General features: G+C 68.8%; 10 protein-coding genes. 7 read left to right on the top strand and 3 right to left on the bottom strand.

From position 1 onward, the window contains the following. Positions 1-50: 50 nt before the first annotated feature. From D7316_RS08025 to D7316_RS08000, 6 genes are read left to right on the top strand one after another with little or no spacing between them, the layout of a single operon-like run. Entirely contained in the window at positions 51-1,868 is a 1,818-nt protein-coding gene (locus tag D7316_RS08025; RefSeq protein ID WP_164473749.1) for an ABC transporter ATP-binding protein, read from the top strand. Further along, entirely contained in the window at positions 1,865-2,713 is an 849-nt protein-coding gene (locus tag D7316_RS08020; protein WP_124707819.1) for a siderophore-interacting protein, read from the top strand. Before D7316_RS08025 ends, D7316_RS08020 begins: the two co-directional genes overlap by 4 nt. Further along, positions 2,710-3,759, top strand: a complete 1,050-nt coding sequence (locus tag D7316_RS08015) for a FecCD family ABC transporter permease (protein WP_124707818.1) — start codon at positions 2,710-2,712, stop codon at positions 3,757-3,759. The genes D7316_RS08020 and D7316_RS08015 overlap by 4 nt, the downstream gene beginning before the upstream one ends. Then, positions 3,756-4,817, top strand: coding sequence for a FecCD family ABC transporter permease (locus tag D7316_RS08010; protein WP_124707817.1), 1,062 nt, complete (start codon positions 3,756-3,758; stop codon positions 4,815-4,817). Before D7316_RS08015 ends, D7316_RS08010 begins: the two co-directional genes overlap by 4 nt. Then, the gene (locus D7316_RS08005) at positions 4,814-5,632 is read left to right on the top strand and encodes an ABC transporter ATP-binding protein (RefSeq protein ID WP_124707816.1); all 819 of its coding nucleotides are present in this window, start codon (positions 4,814-4,816) and stop codon (positions 5,630-5,632) included. Before D7316_RS08010 ends, D7316_RS08005 begins: the two co-directional genes overlap by 4 nt. After that, positions 5,632-13,242, top strand: coding sequence for a non-ribosomal peptide synthetase (locus tag D7316_RS08000; protein WP_124707815.1), 7,611 nt, complete (start codon positions 5,632-5,634; stop codon positions 13,240-13,242). Before D7316_RS08005 ends, D7316_RS08000 begins: the two co-directional genes overlap by 1 nt. 35 nt (positions 13,243-13,277) lie before the next feature. Here D7316_RS08000 and D7316_RS07995 read toward each other — a convergent pair whose 3' ends face one another. The 3 genes from D7316_RS07995 to D7316_RS07985 are packed head-to-tail and all read right to left on the bottom strand — an operon-like array spanning position 13,278 to position 17,138. Then, a complete protein-coding gene (locus D7316_RS07995) occupies positions 13,278-14,849 on the bottom strand; it encodes a phospholipase C (protein ID WP_124707814.1) in 1,572 nt (523 codons plus the stop codon). Between the two features lie 48 nt (positions 14,850-14,897). Further along, a complete protein-coding gene (locus D7316_RS07990) occupies positions 14,898-16,019 on the bottom strand; it encodes a hypothetical protein (protein WP_124707813.1) in 1,122 nt (373 codons plus the stop codon). Further along, complete coding sequence (locus tag D7316_RS07985; RefSeq protein WP_124707812.1) at positions 16,020-17,138, bottom strand: phosphotransferase family protein; 1,119 nt, start codon at positions 17,136-17,138, stop codon at positions 16,020-16,022. A gap of 188 nt (positions 17,139-17,326) precedes the next feature. On the opposite strand from D7316_RS07985, the gene D7316_RS07980 reads away from it, so the two are divergent. Beyond that, positions 17,327-18,535, top strand: a complete 1,209-nt coding sequence (locus D7316_RS07980) for an oxygenase MpaB family protein (RefSeq protein ID WP_124707811.1) — start codon at positions 17,327-17,329, stop codon at positions 18,533-18,535. The last annotated feature ends 31 nt before the right edge of the window (positions 18,536-18,566 follow it).

The following is an 18,566-nucleotide window of genomic DNA, read 5'->3' as shown; positions in this document are numbered from 1 at the left end:
GTGCGATGAGAAACGGTGCGATGGCAAGAGGCGGGATGGCAGGAGGCGGGATGCCGACAGATGGGAGGAGGTCCGGCGGCCTGATCGGTGCCCTCCTGCCCGTCGTCGGAGCGGATGCGACCCGGCGCCTGCGCGGCGCGCTCACGGGGATCGCGGTCGCGGCGATTCTCGAAGCCGCCTGCTTCGCGCTGCTGGTCCCGCTGCTCGTCGACCTGTTCGCCGATCGTTTTCCGCGGGCCTGGTGGTGGGCCGGGATGTTCGTGGTGGCGGCGGCGCTCGCCCTCGCCCTGGAACGTCGGGCGCTGAGGACACAGCGCGCGGTCACCACCGATGTGGTGGCCACCCTGCACCATCGTGTCGGCGACCACGTCATGACCTTGCCGCTCGGCTGGTTCACGCCCGCGCAGCAGGATGCGTTGAACCGGTTGCTGACCGAGGCGACGACCTCGTTGGCGGTGCTGTTGAACGCCATCGCCGCGATCAATGTGCGCGCCATCGCCACCGCGGCCGCACTCTGGATGGTGATCGCCGTCGTCGACCTCCCGACGGCCGCCGTGGCCGCCGTCGGGCTCGTCCTGCTCGCCATCGTCTACCGGCTCGCGGCCCGTCTGCTCCGGGCGGGCAACCGCGGCACTGTCGCCGCGACCCAGGAGATCGGCGCACAGGTACTGGAATTCGCCCAGCAGCAGCCGGTGTTGCGCGCGCACGGTCGGCTCGGCGACGCCAACACCGAGTTGCGGGCGGCCCTGGAACAGATGCGCAGTGCGGCTTCCACCTACTTCCGCGGTGCGATCATCGGCGTCACCGCGTTCTCCGTCGGAACGGCAATACTGCTCGGCGGAGTACTCGGAATCGCCTGGTGGCGGCTGGGTCTCGGCGAGATCACCGTCGCCGTCGCGGTCGGGCTCGTCGTGCTCGCCGCGCTGATCGTCGACGCCGTGGCCGCGCTCGGACGGACCGGCAGCGTGATCTGGGCATCCGAACAGACGCTGCAGGAGATCGGCGACATCCTGCACACCGAGCCGCTCGCGGAGCCGGTGAACCCGGTGGCGATCACCGATTCGAGCGTCGAGTTCCGGAACGTGACCTTCCGGTACCACGCGGATACGGCCGTGATAGACGATGCGTCGGTGCGCATCCCGCCCGGTGGGGTGTGCGCGGTGGTCGGCCCGTCCGGCTCCGGCAAGACCACTCTGGTGCGGTTGGCCGCGCGATTCTTCGACGTCGACGCCGGGCAGGTTCTGGTCGGGGGCGTCGATGTCCGTGACCTGCGTACAGCGGACCTGATGGCCCAGATCTCGGTGGTCTTCCAGGACGTGTACCTGTTCGACGGCACCATCCGCGACAACGTGCTCATGGGCCGCCCGGACGCCGACGACGCCGACCTCGTGAGGATCGCCCGTCTCGCCCGGCTCGACGAGATCGTCGACCGCCTCCCGTTCGGCTGGGAGACCCCGGTCGGCGATCGCGGGACCGCGCTGTCCGGTGGGGAACGACAACGCGTCTCGATCGCACGCGCACTGCTCAAGGATGCGCCGGTGGTGTTGCTCGACGAGGCGACGTCGGCGCTCGACCCGGAGAACGAGGCAGCGGTCCGAGACGCTCTGCGACACCTCGGTGACGGGCGCACGCGGCTGATCATCGCGCATCGGTTGCAGACCGTGCGGGCGGCCGATCAGATCGTGTTCCTCGACGGCGGTACCGTCGGCGACGTCGGAACCCACGACGAACTGCTCTCGCGCAGTGACCGATACGTGCGGTTCTGGCACGAACACCGGTCCGGGGACGACGTCCGAGTCCCAGACGAGAGTCCCGCAGACGAGAAATCCATCCACCAGAAGGTCAACCACGAGAGGGAGATGAGATGAGCACAGCCCGGCTCGATCCTCACGACACCGACATCAACCTGGTCATGTACGGCCTCACCCCGAGGTACATCGAGGTGATGCGGTCGGAGACGCTGACCCCGCAGATGCAACGGGTGACGTTCTCCTGCACCGATCCCGAGGGCTTCCACTTCGTGCCGATGGCTCCGGACGAACACGTGAAGCTCTTCTTCCCGCAACCCGGTACCGACGAGATCGTCATGCCCGGAATCGGCCCGGACGGAATCCGGCCGGCGATCGACGGTCCCCGCCCGATCTACCGGGACTACACCGTCCGCGCGTTCGACGAGCACCGTGCGGAGGTCGTCGTCGACTTCGTCCTGCACACCCACGGCGTCGGTGGCTCATGGGCGGCCACGGCATCGCCCGGCGACCGCCTGGGGATGCTCGGTCCACGCGGCTCGCACATCTACCCGACCGGCTACGACTGGTATCTGCTCGCCGCCGACGAAACGGCGCTGCCCGCCATCGGGCGGTGGTTCGAGGAACTTCCCGATGGCAAGCGGATCGCCGCATTCATCGAGGTGGCCGGCCCGACCGAGGAGGTCGCGCTCGCACCGCGCGAGGGGGCGCTGGTGCACTACCTGCATCGGGGTGATGGCCAGGCCGGCAACAGCCGACTACTCGAGCGGGCCATCCGCGACTTCGACTTCCCGGACGGGGAGTTCTTCGCGTGGATCGCGGGAGAGGCCAACACCCTCAAGCCGATCCGCCGGCACCTGCGACGCGAACTCGGGGTCCCCAAGTCCCGGATCAAGGTCGACGGTTACTGGCGCAACGGGACCGTCAACCTCGACCACCATGATCCCGGCGACGAGGACGAATGACGGCCGTCGTCGCCCGAGAGGCCACCGCCGAGGAGTTCTCCGTCACCGCATCGAACACCCGCCGCGCGGTCGGGGCCATCGTCGGGCTCGGGGTGCTCCTGGTGGTGTGCGCGCTCAGCGTCGCCATCGGGGCCAAGACCATCCCGCTGGAGACGGTGTGGCATGCGCTCTTCGCCTACGACCACTCCGCAGACCAGATCATCATCCGGGAACTGCGCCTCCCGCGAACGGTTCTCGGGCTCGTCGTCGGTGTGGCGCTCGGCGTGGGTGGCGCGCTCATCCAGGGCATGACCCGCAATCCGCTCGCCGACCCCGGACTGCTCGGCGTCAACGCCGGGTCAGCGTTCTTCGTGGCGATCGCCGTCGGCCTGCTCGGCTTGACCGGCATCTGGTCGTACATGTGGTTCGCCTTCGCCGGCGCCGCACTGATCGCCGTCATGGTCTACCTGCTGGGCTCGATGGGCCGCGGGGCGCCATCGCCGATCCGGCTGACCCTCGCAGGGGTGGCGGTCAGCGCCCTGCTCACCGGGATCACCCTGGGGCTCACGCTGCTCGACCCCGAGGCGTTCGACGAGATGCGCTACTGGCGTGCGGGTTCCATTGCCGGACGTGATCTGTCGATCACCGGGGCGGTGCTCCCGTTCATCGCCGTCGGTCTGATCCTCGCCGTCCTCGTGGCACGTTCGCTGAATGCGCTCGCGCTCGGCGACGACGCCGCACGGTCACTCGGCGCCGACGTCGGGCGGACCCGGGTGCTCGGCACCGTCGCGGTGACGTTGCTGTGCGGTGCGGCGACGGCCGCAGCCGGTCCGATCTCCTTCGTCGGGTTGATGATCCCGCACATCGCCCGCTGGATCGTCGGACCGGATCAGCGGTGGATCGTCGCGTACAGCGTGCTCGGCGGGGCCACACTGGTCCTGCTGGCCGACGTCGTCGGACGGGTCGTGATCCGTCCGGGGGAGATGCAGGTCGGCGTCGTCACCGCCTTCATCGGCGCGCCCGTGTTGATCGTGTTGGTGCGCAGGGCGAATGCGAGTGGGCTGTGAATGAGACCGCGATCGACTTCGGACGCTCCGTGCTGGTCGTGCGTGGCCCGGGCGGCGCCCCGTCGCTCCGTATCGGTGTCCGCTCGTCAGTGGTGGTCCTGCTCCTCATCTGCGTCGCGTCACTGATCACCGTGCTGTCGCTGGGCACCGGCGACTTCCACGTGCCGCCATTGCGGGTGCTGGACACGCTGTTCGGCGGCGGGAACCGGTTGGAGAACCTGGTGATCACCGAATGGCGGATGCCCCGCGTGGCGAGTGCGCTGGTACTCGGTGCCGCGCTGGGGGTCAGCGGTGCCGTCTTCCAGTCGCTGACGCGGAATCCGCTGGGTAGTCCCGACATCATCGGATTCAACACGGGTGCGTACACCGGTGCGCTGGTCGTCATGCTGCTGATCGGCGGTGATCACCGTTACGGTACGGCGGCCGGCGCGCTGCTGGGCGGTGTGTGCACGGCTCTCGCCGTCTACGTCATCGCGTTCACCCGAGGTGTCCAGGGATTCCGGCTGATCGTCGTCGGTATCGGGGTCAGCGCGATGCTCGCATCGCTGAACACCTGGCTCATCCTCAAGGCCGACCTCGACGACGCGTTGTCGGCGGCGACCTGGGGTGCCGGCTCGCTCAACGGGATCACCTGGGCGGATGCGACTCCCGCGCTGATCGTCACCGTCGTCCTCGTGCCGTTCGTCATGGTCGCCGCCTACCTGGGTCCGGTACTGGAGATGGGCGATGACACGGCTAGGGCATTCGGTCTGCGGGTGGAGCCGACGAGGCTGTTCGTGATCGTGCTGGGCGTCGCGCTGACGGCGGTCGCGACCGCCGTCGCGGGCCCGATCGCCTTTGTCGCGTTGGCCGCACCGCAACTCGCCCGACGACTGACACGTAGCGCGGGAGTGGCGTTGGCGCCGGCGGCCGCGATGGGCGCAGTCCTCCTGGTGGGCAGTGACTACATCGCCCAACATGCATTCGCACCCACGCAGTTGCCGGTAGGTGTGGTGACCGCGTCCATCGGCGGCGTGTATCTGGTCTGGCTCTTGGCGCAGGAGGCGCGACGACAATGAGTACGACACCACAATCGACGGTGCGCCACGACAATCGGCTGCGCGCCGAGGACATCACCATCGGCTACGACGATCGGGTCATCAGCGAGTCGCTGTCGATCGACATCCCCGACGGCGAGTTCACCGTGATCGTCGGCCCCAACGCGTGCGGGAAGTCGACTCTGCTGCGGGCACTTTCGCGACTGCTCAAGCCGCGATCCGGGTCGGTCATCCTCGACGGGAAGTCGATCAGCTCGTATCCGGCGAAGGAGGTGGCCCGACGTCTCGGCCTGCTTCCGCAGACGTCGGTCGCACCCGAGGGCATCCGGGTGGCCGAACTGGTTGCCCGCGGCCGCTTTCCCCGCCAGTCGATGTTTCGCCAATGGACACCGGAGGACGAGGCGGCCGTGCAGGAGGCGATGGCGGCCACCGCGATCACCGATCTCAGCGCCCGGCTGGTCGACGAACTCTCGGGTGGCCAGCGACAACGGGTGTGGGTGGCGATGGTCCTGGCGCAGGAGACCCCCCTCGTCCTGCTGGACGAGCCGACCACCTTCCTGGACATCGCACACCAGATCGAGCTGCTCGATCTGTGCAGTGAACTCAACCGAGATCGTGGTCGCACCATGGTGGCCGTCCTGCACGACCTCAATCACGCGTTCCGGTATGCCGACCACGTCGTCGCCATGAAGGCCGGCGGCATCGTCGCGCAGGGCAGGCCGGCCGACATCGTCGACGCCGCGCTGATCGAGGAGGTCTTCGGCCTCCGGTGCCGGATCATCGACGACCCCGAATCCCATACACCGCTGGTCATCCCGCGGGTGAGAGGAGCGTGATGACCGCGCAGCTGACCACATCCTCACCGGTCACCGGCGCGCAGGCCGGCGTCTGGTACGGGCAGCAACTGATCGGTCCGTCGGCGACCTTCGTCGTCGCCCAGGCCTGGGAATGCCATGAGGCCGTTTCCATCCCCGACCTCGTCGCGGCGATCCGCGCCACCGTCGAGGAGGCGCCCGCACTGTCCTGTGCGTTCGGGACGCTCGACGACGCAGTCGTGCAATTCACCGGGGCGCACGATGTCACCGACGTCGCGGTGGTCGACCTCTCATCAGCCGACGATCCGCGCGGCGCGGCATGGGAGTGGATGCGTCGACGCACGGGAACCGCTCTCGACCCGATGACCGCTCCGTGCCTCGAAGCGGCTGTGCTGTGCCTCGCAGCGCACCGAGACGAGCCGGCCGATGCCGTGGTCTACGTGCGTGCGCACCACATCGTCGCCGATTTCTACGGTCTCGGCCTCCTCGGCCGACGCGTCGGTGAGCTGTACGCCGCCGCGGTGACCGATTCCCCCGGCCGACCGGCGTGGTTCGGCCCCGTCGGCGATGTGACCGAGTACGAGTCGCGCTATCGACTATCGCCGGATCATCAGCGGGACAAGGAATTCTGGTCCGCGGAGATCGCCGGACTCGGCAACGTGTCGAGCCTGGCGACCGGACCCGCGCGACCGCATCGCACACGGTCGGTACGGTCACACACCGAGCTGGTCGACGCGTCGACGGCCGATCATCTGGCGGGCCTCGGTGCCGACGGCGGCGGATCGTGGGCAGACGCCGTGACCGGTCTGGTCGCGACGTTCGTCGGCGGGCGATCGGGCAGCGACGATGTGGTGCTCGGCTATCCGATGATGAATCGCCTGGGCACGCCGGCCGTGTCGGTACCGACCATGGTGGTCAACGTGGTCCCGCTGCGCGTCCCGGTGACGCCCTGGGCGACGGTGACGGAGGTGGCCGCCGGGGCCGGTGCCGCCGTACGGCGCATCCGGCCGCACGCCCGGATGCGCGGCGAGGACATCACCCGTTCCGGTGGACCGGGCCGGCCCCGGATCTGGCTCAACGTCAAGGCGATCGACGATCGACTCCGGTTCGGCGACGTCGACGTCACCGTCCATTCGTTGGCCAGGGGGCCGGTCGAGGAACTCACCATCACGGTTCGCCGCACGGGCGACGGTGGGATCGAGCTGCAACTCGACGCCGACGATTCCGTGTTCGATGAGCACGATCTCCGCAGCGTCGGCACAGACCTCGCCGCCCATCTGCGGGCCGCCGCGGACCCGGATGCGTGGCAGCAACCGATCGGACGACTCCCCGTCGGTACCGAGGCCGGATCCGTGCAGGGTCGCCGGCCCGCGGTGGCGGCGCCACCGACCCTGTGCGACTGGTTGCACCATGCCCTCGGCGGTCGTCCCGACGATGTGGGGGTCCTCGCCGCCGACGTGACGGTGAGCCGCGGCGAGTTGCGAACCCGCGTGCATCGACTCGCGCGCATGCTGATCGCCGACGGCATCGGATCGGACGATCGGGTCGCGGTGGTGTTACCTCGCGACGAGTCCGCGGTGGTCGCCATGGCGGCAGCGATCCTGTCCGGCGCGGCGGTGCTGCCGATCGATCCGACCTACCCCCGCGCCCGGATCGATCACATCCTCGCCGACGCACGGCCGCGGGTCCTGCTCAGCAACACAGAGTTCGGTCGAGGACGTGACGATGCGGGCATCCTCACCCTCGACGCGCCCGACGCGATCGCCCGGCTCGGGGCATATTCCGGCGCGCCGCTCGAGGCCGCCGAGCGACCGACGGTACTGCCGGCCCATCTCGCCTGCATCGCCTACACATCGGGCTCGACGGGCGTGCCGAAGGGCGTGATGGTCACCCACGAGGCGATGGTGAACCGCCTTCGGTGGGCGGCCCGCGACTGGCTCGGCGATGACGGTGACCGCGCGAGCGCGGCACGAATCCGCACCTCCCTGTGGAAGAGTCCGGTCGGATTCATCGACGGGATCACCGAGATCCTCGGTGCGCTCGTGCGTGGGGATCGGATCGTGCTCGCCGACGCGCCGTCCGGGCGCGACCCGCGGGCCCTCGCCGACTTGCTGCGCCGGCATCGCACACCCCACCTCACCGCGGTGCCGTCGCTGATCCGTGAGATCGTCCACCGGCACCGGGCGGGCCGCGATGCTCGCGCCGTACCGCATCTCGACCTCTGGGTGTCCAGCGGTGAAGCGTTGCCGGCATCGCTCGCGCGGAACCTGATCGAGGCGGCCCCCGATTCCCGACTGGTCAACTCCTACGGCTCGACCGAGGTCACCGGCGACGCGACGTATGCAGACGTGACCACCGAGGACGCCATGCGCGGCGACGTCACCATCGGCACCCCGGTACCCGGGACCGGCGTGACGATCCTCGACGGCTGGCTCCGGCCGGTCGGCGCAGACGTCGTCGGCGACCTCTATGTGAGCGGCATCCAGCTCGCGCGTGGCTATCTCGAGCGTCCCGATTGGACGGCCCGGTGTTTCGTCGCCGACCCGCAAGGAAGTGGCGAGCGGATCTACCGCACCGGCGATCGCGCCGTCCGCGACCGAACCGGCCGTGTGCGGCTGCTCGGCCGAACCGATGACCAGGTGAAGATCCGCGGTGTCCGGGTGGAACCGGCCGAGGTGGAACGGGCGGTCGCGGATGCGCCGGACGTCGGAGAAGCGGTTGTGGTGGCGTCCCGGGAAGGCCCGGACGACCAGGTCATGCTTGTCGCCTACGTGACCCCGTCGGCGTCCGACCCGCGTCCGGGGGTGCCGGATGTCGATCAGGTCCGCGCACACGTCGCGAGAACGCTTCCGGCACACATGGTGCCATCGGTCGTGATGGCGATACCGACGATCCCGCGTTCGGCACACGGCAAGGTCGACAAGCGTGCCCTGCCAACTCCGGTGTGGCCCGGCACGGAGTCCGGCGGGCCGCCGCCGACGAGCGTCACCGAGCGGTCGGTGGCGGAGGCGTTCGCCGAGATCCTCGGTCGCGGTGGATCATCACTGACCGACGACTTCTTCGCGCTCGGCGGACATTCGCTGCTCGTCACCCGGTTGCTCAACCGGATCGGGGATGTGTTCGGGGCATCGCTCGAGATGCGCGACGTCTTCGACCATCCCACGATCGCCGACGTCGCCCGCCTCATCGACGAACATCGGGCAGGAAGCGATGATGACCGCTTTCCGGCACTCGGTGCGGACGCCGGCCATCCGGCCGAGGCGGCACTGTCGGCGGCGCAGGAACGACTGTGGTTCCTGTTCCGGCTCGAGGGCGCCACCGCTGCGTACAACATCCCGATCGTGTTGCGCCTGCCCGAAACGCCCGACCCGGCAGCGCTCGATGCCGCCGTGCGCGACGTGATCGAACGTCACGAGACGTTGCGGACCGTGATCGCCGACGACGCCGCCGGCCGGGCCTGGCAGCGGGTGCTGCCGATGTCCCGGGTACCGTCGGCGTGCGCCGAGGTGTGTGCCGAACCGGGTGGTACCGACGCGGCGCTGCGAGACTGCGCCGCACACGGATTCGATCTCGGCGCGGACATCCCGATCAAGGTCGTCCTGGTCCGCGAGGATGATCCCCACCACACTGGTGGCCCCTGCGCACTGCTCGTGCTGATCCACCACATCGCGGGCGACGAATGGTCCTCACCACTCCTCGTTGCCGATCTGTCGCGTGCCTACCAGGCCCGTGTCGCACGGCATGCGCCCGTGTTCGCACCGCTTCCGGTGTCCTATCGGGCATACGCGCACTGGCAACGCTCCCTGAGGGATCATCCGCGATCGGTCAAGGGAATCGACCGTTGGAGACGTCGACTCGCCGGCGCGCCGGAGGAACTCAGCCTCCCGTACGACCGTCCGCGTCCGCCGATGACGACCTACCTGGGTGGCCGCGAGTCCTTCCGGCTCGACGAGGACCTCGCCCGACGGTTGGGTGATGTCGCTCGGGCACAGCGGGTCTCGATGTTCATGTTGATGCATGCCGCGGTCGCATTGACCCTCGCCGGCGAGGGGGCCGGCGACGACATCGTCGTCGGTACGCCGGTGGCCGGACGCAATGATGCGGCGTTGCACGGACTGGTCGGGTTCTTCGTGAACCTCGTCGTGCTGCGCACCGACCTCGGTGGCAACCCGACGGTCGCCGAGGTGATCGAGCGCGTCCGCGACGGGGATCTCGATGCGATGGACGGGGCGGATGTCCCGTTCGAGGCGGTCGTCGACGCGGTCGCCCCGGTGCGATCCATGAGCCGTCATCCGCTGTTCGGGGTGCTGGTGCAGTATCGCGCGGCCTGGGGGATACCCGACTTCGCCGGTCTGCCGACGGATGTGACGCCGATCGACCCGGGGACCGCGAAGTTCGACCTGACGGTCGACGCCACCGAGCACGCCGACACCGGTGCGATCGACGTACGGATCGACTATGCGACAGCACTCTTCGATGCCGCGACGATCGAGCGGATCGCCCGCCGGCTGACCACGATGCTGGACCTCCTGGGGTCGTCGCCGGACACGAGGTTGTCGGATGTCGATGCGCTCGACGGCCCCGAACGCGATCGGGTCCTGAACCGGTGGGCGCACGGACCGGAGTCGCTCCTCGAAGGTCCGACGACCGTCGACACGCTGCTCCGCGCGGCCGTCGCCCGGGATCCCGACGGGACGGCGATCGTCTTCCGTGGCGCAATTCACGCCTACGCCGACCTCGGCGCATCGATCGCCGCCGTCGCCGGTGTGCTCGCCGCCACCGGTGTCCGGGCCGGGGACCGCGTCGCCGTCCTGTTGTCACGCAGCGAACTGCTACCCGCGGCGATCGCCGGAGTCATGCGGGTCGGCGCGGCATGTGTGCCGGTCGATCCCGCCCATCCCGCCGCTCGCATCGGATTCGTCCTCGACGATTGCGACGCCACCGTGGTCCTCACCGACCCCACCACGGAAGCCGCACAGGCACAGACGCTGTCGGGTCGACAGACGATCTGTCTGGATCGGTCGATGCTGACCGACAACGCGGCCGCCGACAACGCACGGACCTCACCGCCGCACCCCGCCGCGACCGCGATGGTGCTCTACACGTCTGGATCCACCGGCAACCCGAAGGGGGTGACACTGTCGCATGCGGCACTCGCACATCGGATCAGTCTGGCGGCGTCCGACTTCGGCATCGGGGCGTCCTCGGTGGGCGTCGCCAAGTCCGCCGTCGGCTTCGTGGACGCGTCGACCGAACTGTTCGGGGTGCTCTGCGCCGGTGGCACGGTCGTCATCGCGGATGACGAGACGGCACGCGACCCGGCACTGCTCGGTGCGCAGATCGTCGAGCATCGCGTCACCGACCTGGTGACCGTACCGACCGTGGCGCGTGTGCTCGCCGAGAGTTCGACCGACACACTGGGGTCCGCCCGCAGATGGGTGTGTTCGGGGGAGACGCTGACCGCCGAGACCGTGCGCCGGATCGCTGTCGCCGCACCCGACGCGGGCGTGGTCAACCTGTACGGGAGCACCGAGGTGTGCGGGGACGTCGCCGGGTACGAGGGCGTCGAGACGTCGGATGTCGGCGCTGCAGCGGCGATCCCGGTCGGCAGGCCGCTGCGTGGCTGTTCGCTCTACGTTCTCGACCGGTGGCTGCACCCGGCCGCGCCCGGGGTGGTCGGTGAACTGTATGTCGGCGGCCTTCACCTGGCCGACGGCTACCACGGTCGCACACCGGACACCGCGGTCCGTTTCGTGCCGAATCCGTTTGCCGCGCAGCCGGGTGCGCGGCTCTACCGCACCGGGGACCTCGCCCGATGGGACCGCGGCGGCGTGCTGCACGTCGCGGGTCGCGCCGATGACCAGATCACCCTTCGTGGTGTCCGCATCGAGCCCGCCGAGATCTCGTCGGCGCTCGAATCACTCGACGACGTCGAGGGGGCGGTGGTCGTGCCGGTGACCGCGGAGACGACGGGCGCGACGATGCTGGTCGCGTATGTGACCTTGCGGTCTGGGCTCTCGGACGCGGACGTGTCCGATGGCGCCGGGCTGCGGGCGGCGCTGATCGGTCGTCTGCCTGACGCCATGATCCCTGCGGCCGTGGTGATCCTGGATCGATTCCCGCGCAATCCGAACGGGAAGATCGACCGGCGGGCGCTGCCGGCGCCACGTGCGGAACACGGTGCCGCTCATCGGGAACCCACCACGGAAACCCAAGCGGTCCTGCGGGAGATCTTCGCCCGCGAACTGGGACTCGACGACGAGGAGTTCCACACGGTCGGCATCGACGACGACTTCTTCGAACTCGGCGGCGACAGCATCGCGTCATTGCGGGTGGTGGCCGGTGCAGTTCGGTCGAAAATCGCGATCACCTCGCGGCAGATGTTGGAGTTGCGGACGGTCGCGGCGCTGGCAGCGGTCGCGACGCACGACGTCGAGGAACCCGGTCGCGGCGACGTCACGACTGCGATGACGGAGCCCGTCGCGGTTCCGCCGACACCCGCGCTGCATCGGATACGTCTGTCCGACAACCATATCGACGATCACATCATCACCGAGGTCATCCAGGTGGAGGACGTCGATGTCGCCACGGTCGATGCGGCGGTTCGGCGGCACGACGCGCTTCGTCTGCGGGTCACTCCGAAGAACAGGCTCATCTGGGTCGCGGAGGTGTTGCCGCCGGATGCCGATGCACCGTCCTGCGTCGTGCGTGACGCGGTTGCGAGTGTGGACAGTGCCGGGATCGACGCTGCCGGGATCGACGCTGCCAGGATCGACGCTGCCGGGATCGGGGACGTCGCGGCCCGGGTCGCCGGCCGCGTGCGGATCACCGACGGCCGCCCACTGGCCGTCGAGGTGGTCGAGAGCGCACGTGGCTGCGCAGTGGTACTCGCCGCCCATCGGGCGGCGCTCGACCGGCGCTCGCTCCATCGCATTGCCGTGGCGGTCGCGGGCGGTGGCGATCTCGCGGCCGGAGGGGGCTCTGCCGATGCTTTCACCGCCGCAGCAACGGTTCTCGACTCACGTGCGCGCGGGGGAGGGATCGACCAAGACATCGACGAGCTGGTGGCACGGTCCGGTGAACTGCTGGCCGCCCGGCCCGCAGTCGAGCCCATGGGACGGGCGTCCGCGTGTGAGGCGGTCGGGGTGGCGCGGTCGGTTGATCGGGCGATCCTGCGGGCCGGTCTCGTCACCGCACTGCGGGAGTTCCGCGGCGACGCGTCCTTCGACGTCGACGCGGACCTGCGGGTCCTCCTCGCGGGCGATGCCGCGTCCGACACGATGGGGTCGTTGACGGCGATCCATCCCTCCACCACCGCCGACGGAGGCGACGTCGACCTGGCCGGCGTGTCAGGGGAGTGGTTCGCCGTGCTCCGACATGGTGATCGTGCGGTACGCAAGGCATTCAAGCGCCTCCGCGACGCCCCGGTTCTACTGACCGAGGTCTTCGGCGAGGTGGCGCGTTCCGACTGTCGAGAGGGCGGGGAGCGCGATCACGCTACCGTCGCCCGATTCCGGCGTGATCCGGCGACCGGCGAATCCGAGCTCACGGTGATCGCGCCCGATGCCGCGGCCGCGCGCGAGTTGGTCGGCGGATGGGTGGGAGCGGTCGCGGACAGCGTCGGCGGGTGACGCTCCTGTCACCGGCGACCGCCGGAGATCTGGACTCAGGATGCCCCGCCGCCGGGTTCTGCCGCGGCGACGACCCCGCTGGGCGCCCGTCGGCTCCCGGGCTGCTGGCGCGGCATCCGGTTGGGCGGCACCGGGTACGGCCGACCCCTGCCGAGAGTGCCCGCGGCGACATTCGGTCCGCACTGGATCAGGGCGTTCTGGGCGCCCGGGAGGGGATCGCCGAAACGTGGCCGCGCCGGATTCGGTCGGCGCGCGAAGTCGAACGTGGAGGTCATGTCCCCGACGACCCCGCGACGCCACGGCGTGAGGTTGGGCACGTCGACGCCGAAGCGCTCCTCGATGAGGCGGAGCTGTGATGTGTGGTCGAACGTCTCGGAGGCCACCAGCCCGCCTCTGCTGTACGGGGAGATCACGAAGCAGGGCACCCGGTAGCCGAGCCCGATCGGACCGCGGATGCCTTTGGATGCCGAGACCTTGGTGATGTCGGGCACGCTGACGAACTCGCCTGGGGTACCCGGCGGCGGGGTCGGCGGCGTCACGTGGTCGAAGAATCCGCCGTTCTCGTCGTAGGAGATGATCAATGCGGTCTTCTCCCACACCTTGCGATTGGACGTGAGGATGTCGAGGAGTTCGACGATACCCACGGCACCGAGCGCGGCGGGCAGCGCGGGATGCTCGCAGTTCAGTGCCGACGGGATCACCCAGGACACCTTCGGCAGCCGGTCGGCGGCCACATCTGCGGCGAAATCGGTCGGGTAGGTCGGTGCGATCCCACGCCGGGCCAGCTCGGAGTTCGGGTTCTGGGCCTGCTTGAAACAGCCCATCATGCCGTCGAGGACCACACTGGACACCGGCCCGAGGTCGCGGTTGTTGTAGATCTTCCAGCTCACCCCGGCGTCGCGGAGATTCTCCGGCATGGTGCGCCAGGTGTACACGAATTTGGGTATCAGCGTGGGGGTTTCGAGCAGTGGCCCGCCATGGGTGCCGCCCGGGTCGAGGTTGGCGCTCATCCAGTACAGACGGTTGGGGTCGGTGGGGCCGAGAACGGAGCAGTGGTAGTTGTCGCAGAGCGTGAACGCCTCGGCCAGCGACCGGTGGACGGGGATGTCCTCGCGTTCGTAGTAACCCATCAGCGCGGGGGCGTTGGCGGGCCCCACCGACCGGATCGACATCGGGAGCCAACCGTCGTTGCGCCCCCGGTTCCACGCCTGATGCATGCCCTCCCACGAATGGTCGGGGTCGTTGATGCACTCGCCGTCGAGATTGGCATCGTGGGCGGTGTCGAGCCGGAACGGCAGGGTGTGGCCGCGGCGGGTGGGGCCGACTCCTGGCGCCCAGCCACGCTGCTTCCATGCTGCCGATTGCTCTCCGAATCCGCGGACGCCGGAATAGGTTCCGAAGTAGTGGTCGAACGAGCGGTTCTCCTGCATGAACAGGACGATGTGCTCGATGTCCTCGAGCGACCCGGTACCGGCCGGATCAGCGGAGGCATAGGCGTTGTCGATGATCGGCGCGGCCCACGACGTCAGGAGCGCCCCACCACCGGCAGCACCCACCCGGGTGAGGAACTCGCGACGGGACAGACCGGCAAACGGTGTGTTCGACATGGATCTCCTGGCGATGACGACTGCGCCGATGACGCGCCTGCTGGGCGGTCAGGCGGGGTCAGTGTACTCGGCGAAACCGTACTGCTCGTGTGGTCCGATCGCCGCGAATTCGAACAATCCGTCGCCGAAGGACTCGTTCTCTCCGTCGAACAGGACAAAACGGCTGAAATGGTCGGTGACACAGAACATCTTCATCGTCGGGTCGAGCTCGGAGACCTTGAGATGCAGATCCTCGACCTTGAGTTCGCCCTGCCACATGCCGTGCCGCCAGTCGGGTTCGAGCCCGTATCCGGTGCCGAAGGCAAGGTGGTTCGCCAGCTGCGGACTGCAGGTGACCGTGACGACCTTGCCCGATGGACGTGTGAAACGCAGAGTGGCCTCGGCGGTTTCACGGGTACCGGGGATGAAGGTGATCTCGTGGGTGACGTGCCCGAGCCACTCCGGCTCGTGTGCGGGGTCGTCCCAGATGAGCCGGGCATCGTCCATCACCCGTTCGCCGGTCTCGGTCTCCTGCACCACCACGACCACCGAGAAGTCGGCGAAGCGCATGACCGAGTAGATCCAGAAGAACGTGCCGGAGATCTTCGCGTCGGCTCTGCGGCCCGGCGGCTCCGCCTCACCGACCGGGCGCACACCCCACGACCGGTCGCGGTTGCCGCGCCACGGACCGGGCTCGACCCCGAATCGACGACCGTCGACCGTCAGTTCGCCCGACCAGTCCCCGGTCTGGACGAACCGCTGGGTATCGAAGGTCACCCGCTCGATCTGGCGCTGAAAGTGTCTCGGCTCCAAGGCGGCGGGGCTCGTCGCGGTGAACGTGAGATCGAAGGACAGGTCGCCGTGCCCGGGCTCGAGGGCGACGCGGAGTCGGTGCAGACCGTCGAGGACCTCGAGGGTGAACGGCCCCACCCGCATGTCGGTGCGGTCGGCGCCGAGTGCGCGGGACGCGCGTACGACGATGTGATCATCGCCACGGCGCACGACGGCGAAACAGTCGGTGACACCCAGGTTCGGGTACACACCGAGGCCGAAGATCAGCCACGGTGAATCTTCTTCCGGACCATGGCAGTTGAAGTAGTAGCGGTCGTAGAAGTTGCGGTCGGAGGTCTGTACGTGGCGGATGACCTCGGCGACCTGGTGAATGGGGTGGTCGTCCATCGGTGACAGCATCTATCGCACCTTCTCCCAGTACGTCCCGGCGAGCATCGCCTCGAGTGTGGCCCGATGCAGGATCATGTCGTCGGTGTCGGCGGGTTCCTCCGCCTGACCGAAATGGATTGCGCGTGACTGGATACGGAACATCACCACCGCGTGGATGAGGGCTGCGTAGGTGGTGTAGAAATCGAGGTCGCGAGGTTCGTGGCCCGACGTGCGCCGGTAGGCCTCGGCGACGTCGTCGCGCCGTAGGAAATCGGGCAATCCGGGCAGGCCGGCCATCTCGGCGAGGTCCTGGAAGAACCGGTGCAGGAAGATGAGCCATGCGACGTCCAGCTCGCGCGGACCGTAGGCCGCCATCTCCCAATCGAGCACCGCCGCGGGTGTGAAGTCCTGGTAGATCACATTCCCGATGCGGGCGTCGCCCCAGGTCAGTACCGCATCCGACTCGACGGGGAAATGCGCGTCCACCCAGGCGAATCCGCGCTCGATCAGGCCGGAGCCGGCTCGCCCCGCACTGGCCCACGTGTAGAACTCGCGCAGTCGTCGGACGTGCGCCCGCAAGGGTGTCTCGCCGGGGGCCGGCAGGTCGAGGGATTCCATCGGGGGCGGCGCGGAATGGATCATCGCGAGGGTCTCGATCGTCTTCTCTGCCAGCGTGGCCCGTTGCTCGGCACCGGCCTCGGTGACCCAGGATCCGAAGGTGTAGGGCATCACGTCCGGTGGAACCAGCCCGTCGACACGTCCCATGACGAAGAACGGCGCACCCAGACGCGCAGGGTCGGGCTCGGACCAGTAGAGGGACGGTAGCGCGACGTAGGTGCTCGACGCGACGTGGCCGATGATCGCGAACTGACGATCGAGATCGTAGCTGGGGAACACCGGGTCGCTCTCCGGCATCGGCGCCACCCGGACGACGAGTGGATGCGCGACGCCCTCCCATTCGGCGTCGACCACGATGGTCTCGCTCGACATCCCGTTGGCCGACGGGATCTCGAGGCGGGTGATGGTGGCCGGGGCGCCGACAACGGTCGGCAGCCAATCGGCGAGTCGGCCGCGGAGCCAGTCGGGGTCGCGTCGCGACGACGTGGGCCGCGCGACCTCGTTGGCGTTCAGGGAATCGTTGTTCGGCATCAGGACATCCATCGGACTCGTACGGGTGTTGACGGAGGTGAATTAGAACACGTTTCACCTCGACGGCGTGCCGACTCCGCGGGATCGGGATTGGGGCGGACGTCTGCACCGAACGTCCCACACGACATCGCGTGCCGGGCGGCAGAGTGGTGCTTGACCAGCGCACATGCCGCGCCCACCATGGAGGCATGGATGCCGCGTCGATCACCGGTGCGCGTAATTGGGATGCCGTCGCCGAGCGTCACCCCGAGGTCGTCGCACGCCTGGAGGACGGACTCGCGCGCTCCGACGAAGTCGCCGACGCGGTGATCGCCGAGATGCACGAGCGGCGGATCGGCTGGACGCAACTGTTGGCGATGGTCGGCAACGACCCCGACGACCCCGACGACCCCGACGACCCGGCGATGCCGCCGGCGCTCGGTGCGCTGATCCGATCGGCGAGCACGCCACCGGCATGGTTCGACCCGTCGCTCGCCGAGGCCGGCGCCCGGGCGTGGTGGCGATTCGGCACACTGCAGTCGTCGACGCTCTATCAATCTCTGATCTACGGATACAAGGCCCAGGGATTCGTCCGTCCGCTCGCCGCCACCGGGCGGCTCGGGGAGGGCACCCTCGAACGTGTGCAGAACACGGCGCGGTGGGTCGCGGAGGCGACCACTCCGGGCTCGATGCGGCCGGGTGCGCCCGGCTGGGTCGCCACGATACGTATCCGATTGCTCCACGCACTGATCCGCGATCACCTCCTCCGGGACCGTGCCGGCTCCGGCGACGTCTGGGACGTCGACGCCTGGGGCGTGCCGATCAACCAGACGTACTCGGCGCTGACGATCAGCGGCGGTTTCCTGGTGTTGCCGCTGACCATCGCCCGCGATCTCGGCATCCGGTACAGCAGTGCCGAGCGGGCGGCGATCACGCACCTGTGGCGCTGGATCGGTTGGGTGATCGGTGTCGACGACGAGCGTCTGCCCGCCGACTTCGCCGCTGCACGTGAACTGTTCACGATCGCCGCCGAGTTCGAACTCGAGCCGGACGCCGTGTCGAAACGCCTGACGCACGCCCTGTTGCGAGACGGCTACGACCTGCGGGATGCGATCCCGCTGCCGGGGCCCGTGGTCACGATGATGGGCGTGGTCATCAAACCCGTTCTCTCCACGTCGTTCTCGTCGATCAGCACCCGCTGGATGGAGGAGTCCGCGGCGGGTGCGCTGGGTCTGCGGCGCACGCCGCTCCATCACCTCGTCGACGTCGCCCGCCCGGCGGTGCGGCTGAGGGAGGTGCTGCGGGCGACGGGTCTGCTGGGGTCGGAGCGTGCCGTCGTCCGTCGTGAGTTGCGCACGGTCCGTCGTGGTCTGGGCCTGCCCGACGCCGGGAACGATCAATTGACCGCTGTTGGTTAATGCTGGTAACTTAACGCCGATAAGCGACTGT

This window comes from Gordonia insulae (assembly GCF_003855095.1).
Taxonomy (GTDB): Bacteria; Actinomycetota; Actinomycetes; order Mycobacteriales; family Mycobacteriaceae; genus Gordonia; species Gordonia insulae.
The sequence above is the reverse complement of the archived record's forward strand: the minus strand, read 5'-3'. Positions and strand labels throughout refer to the sequence as shown.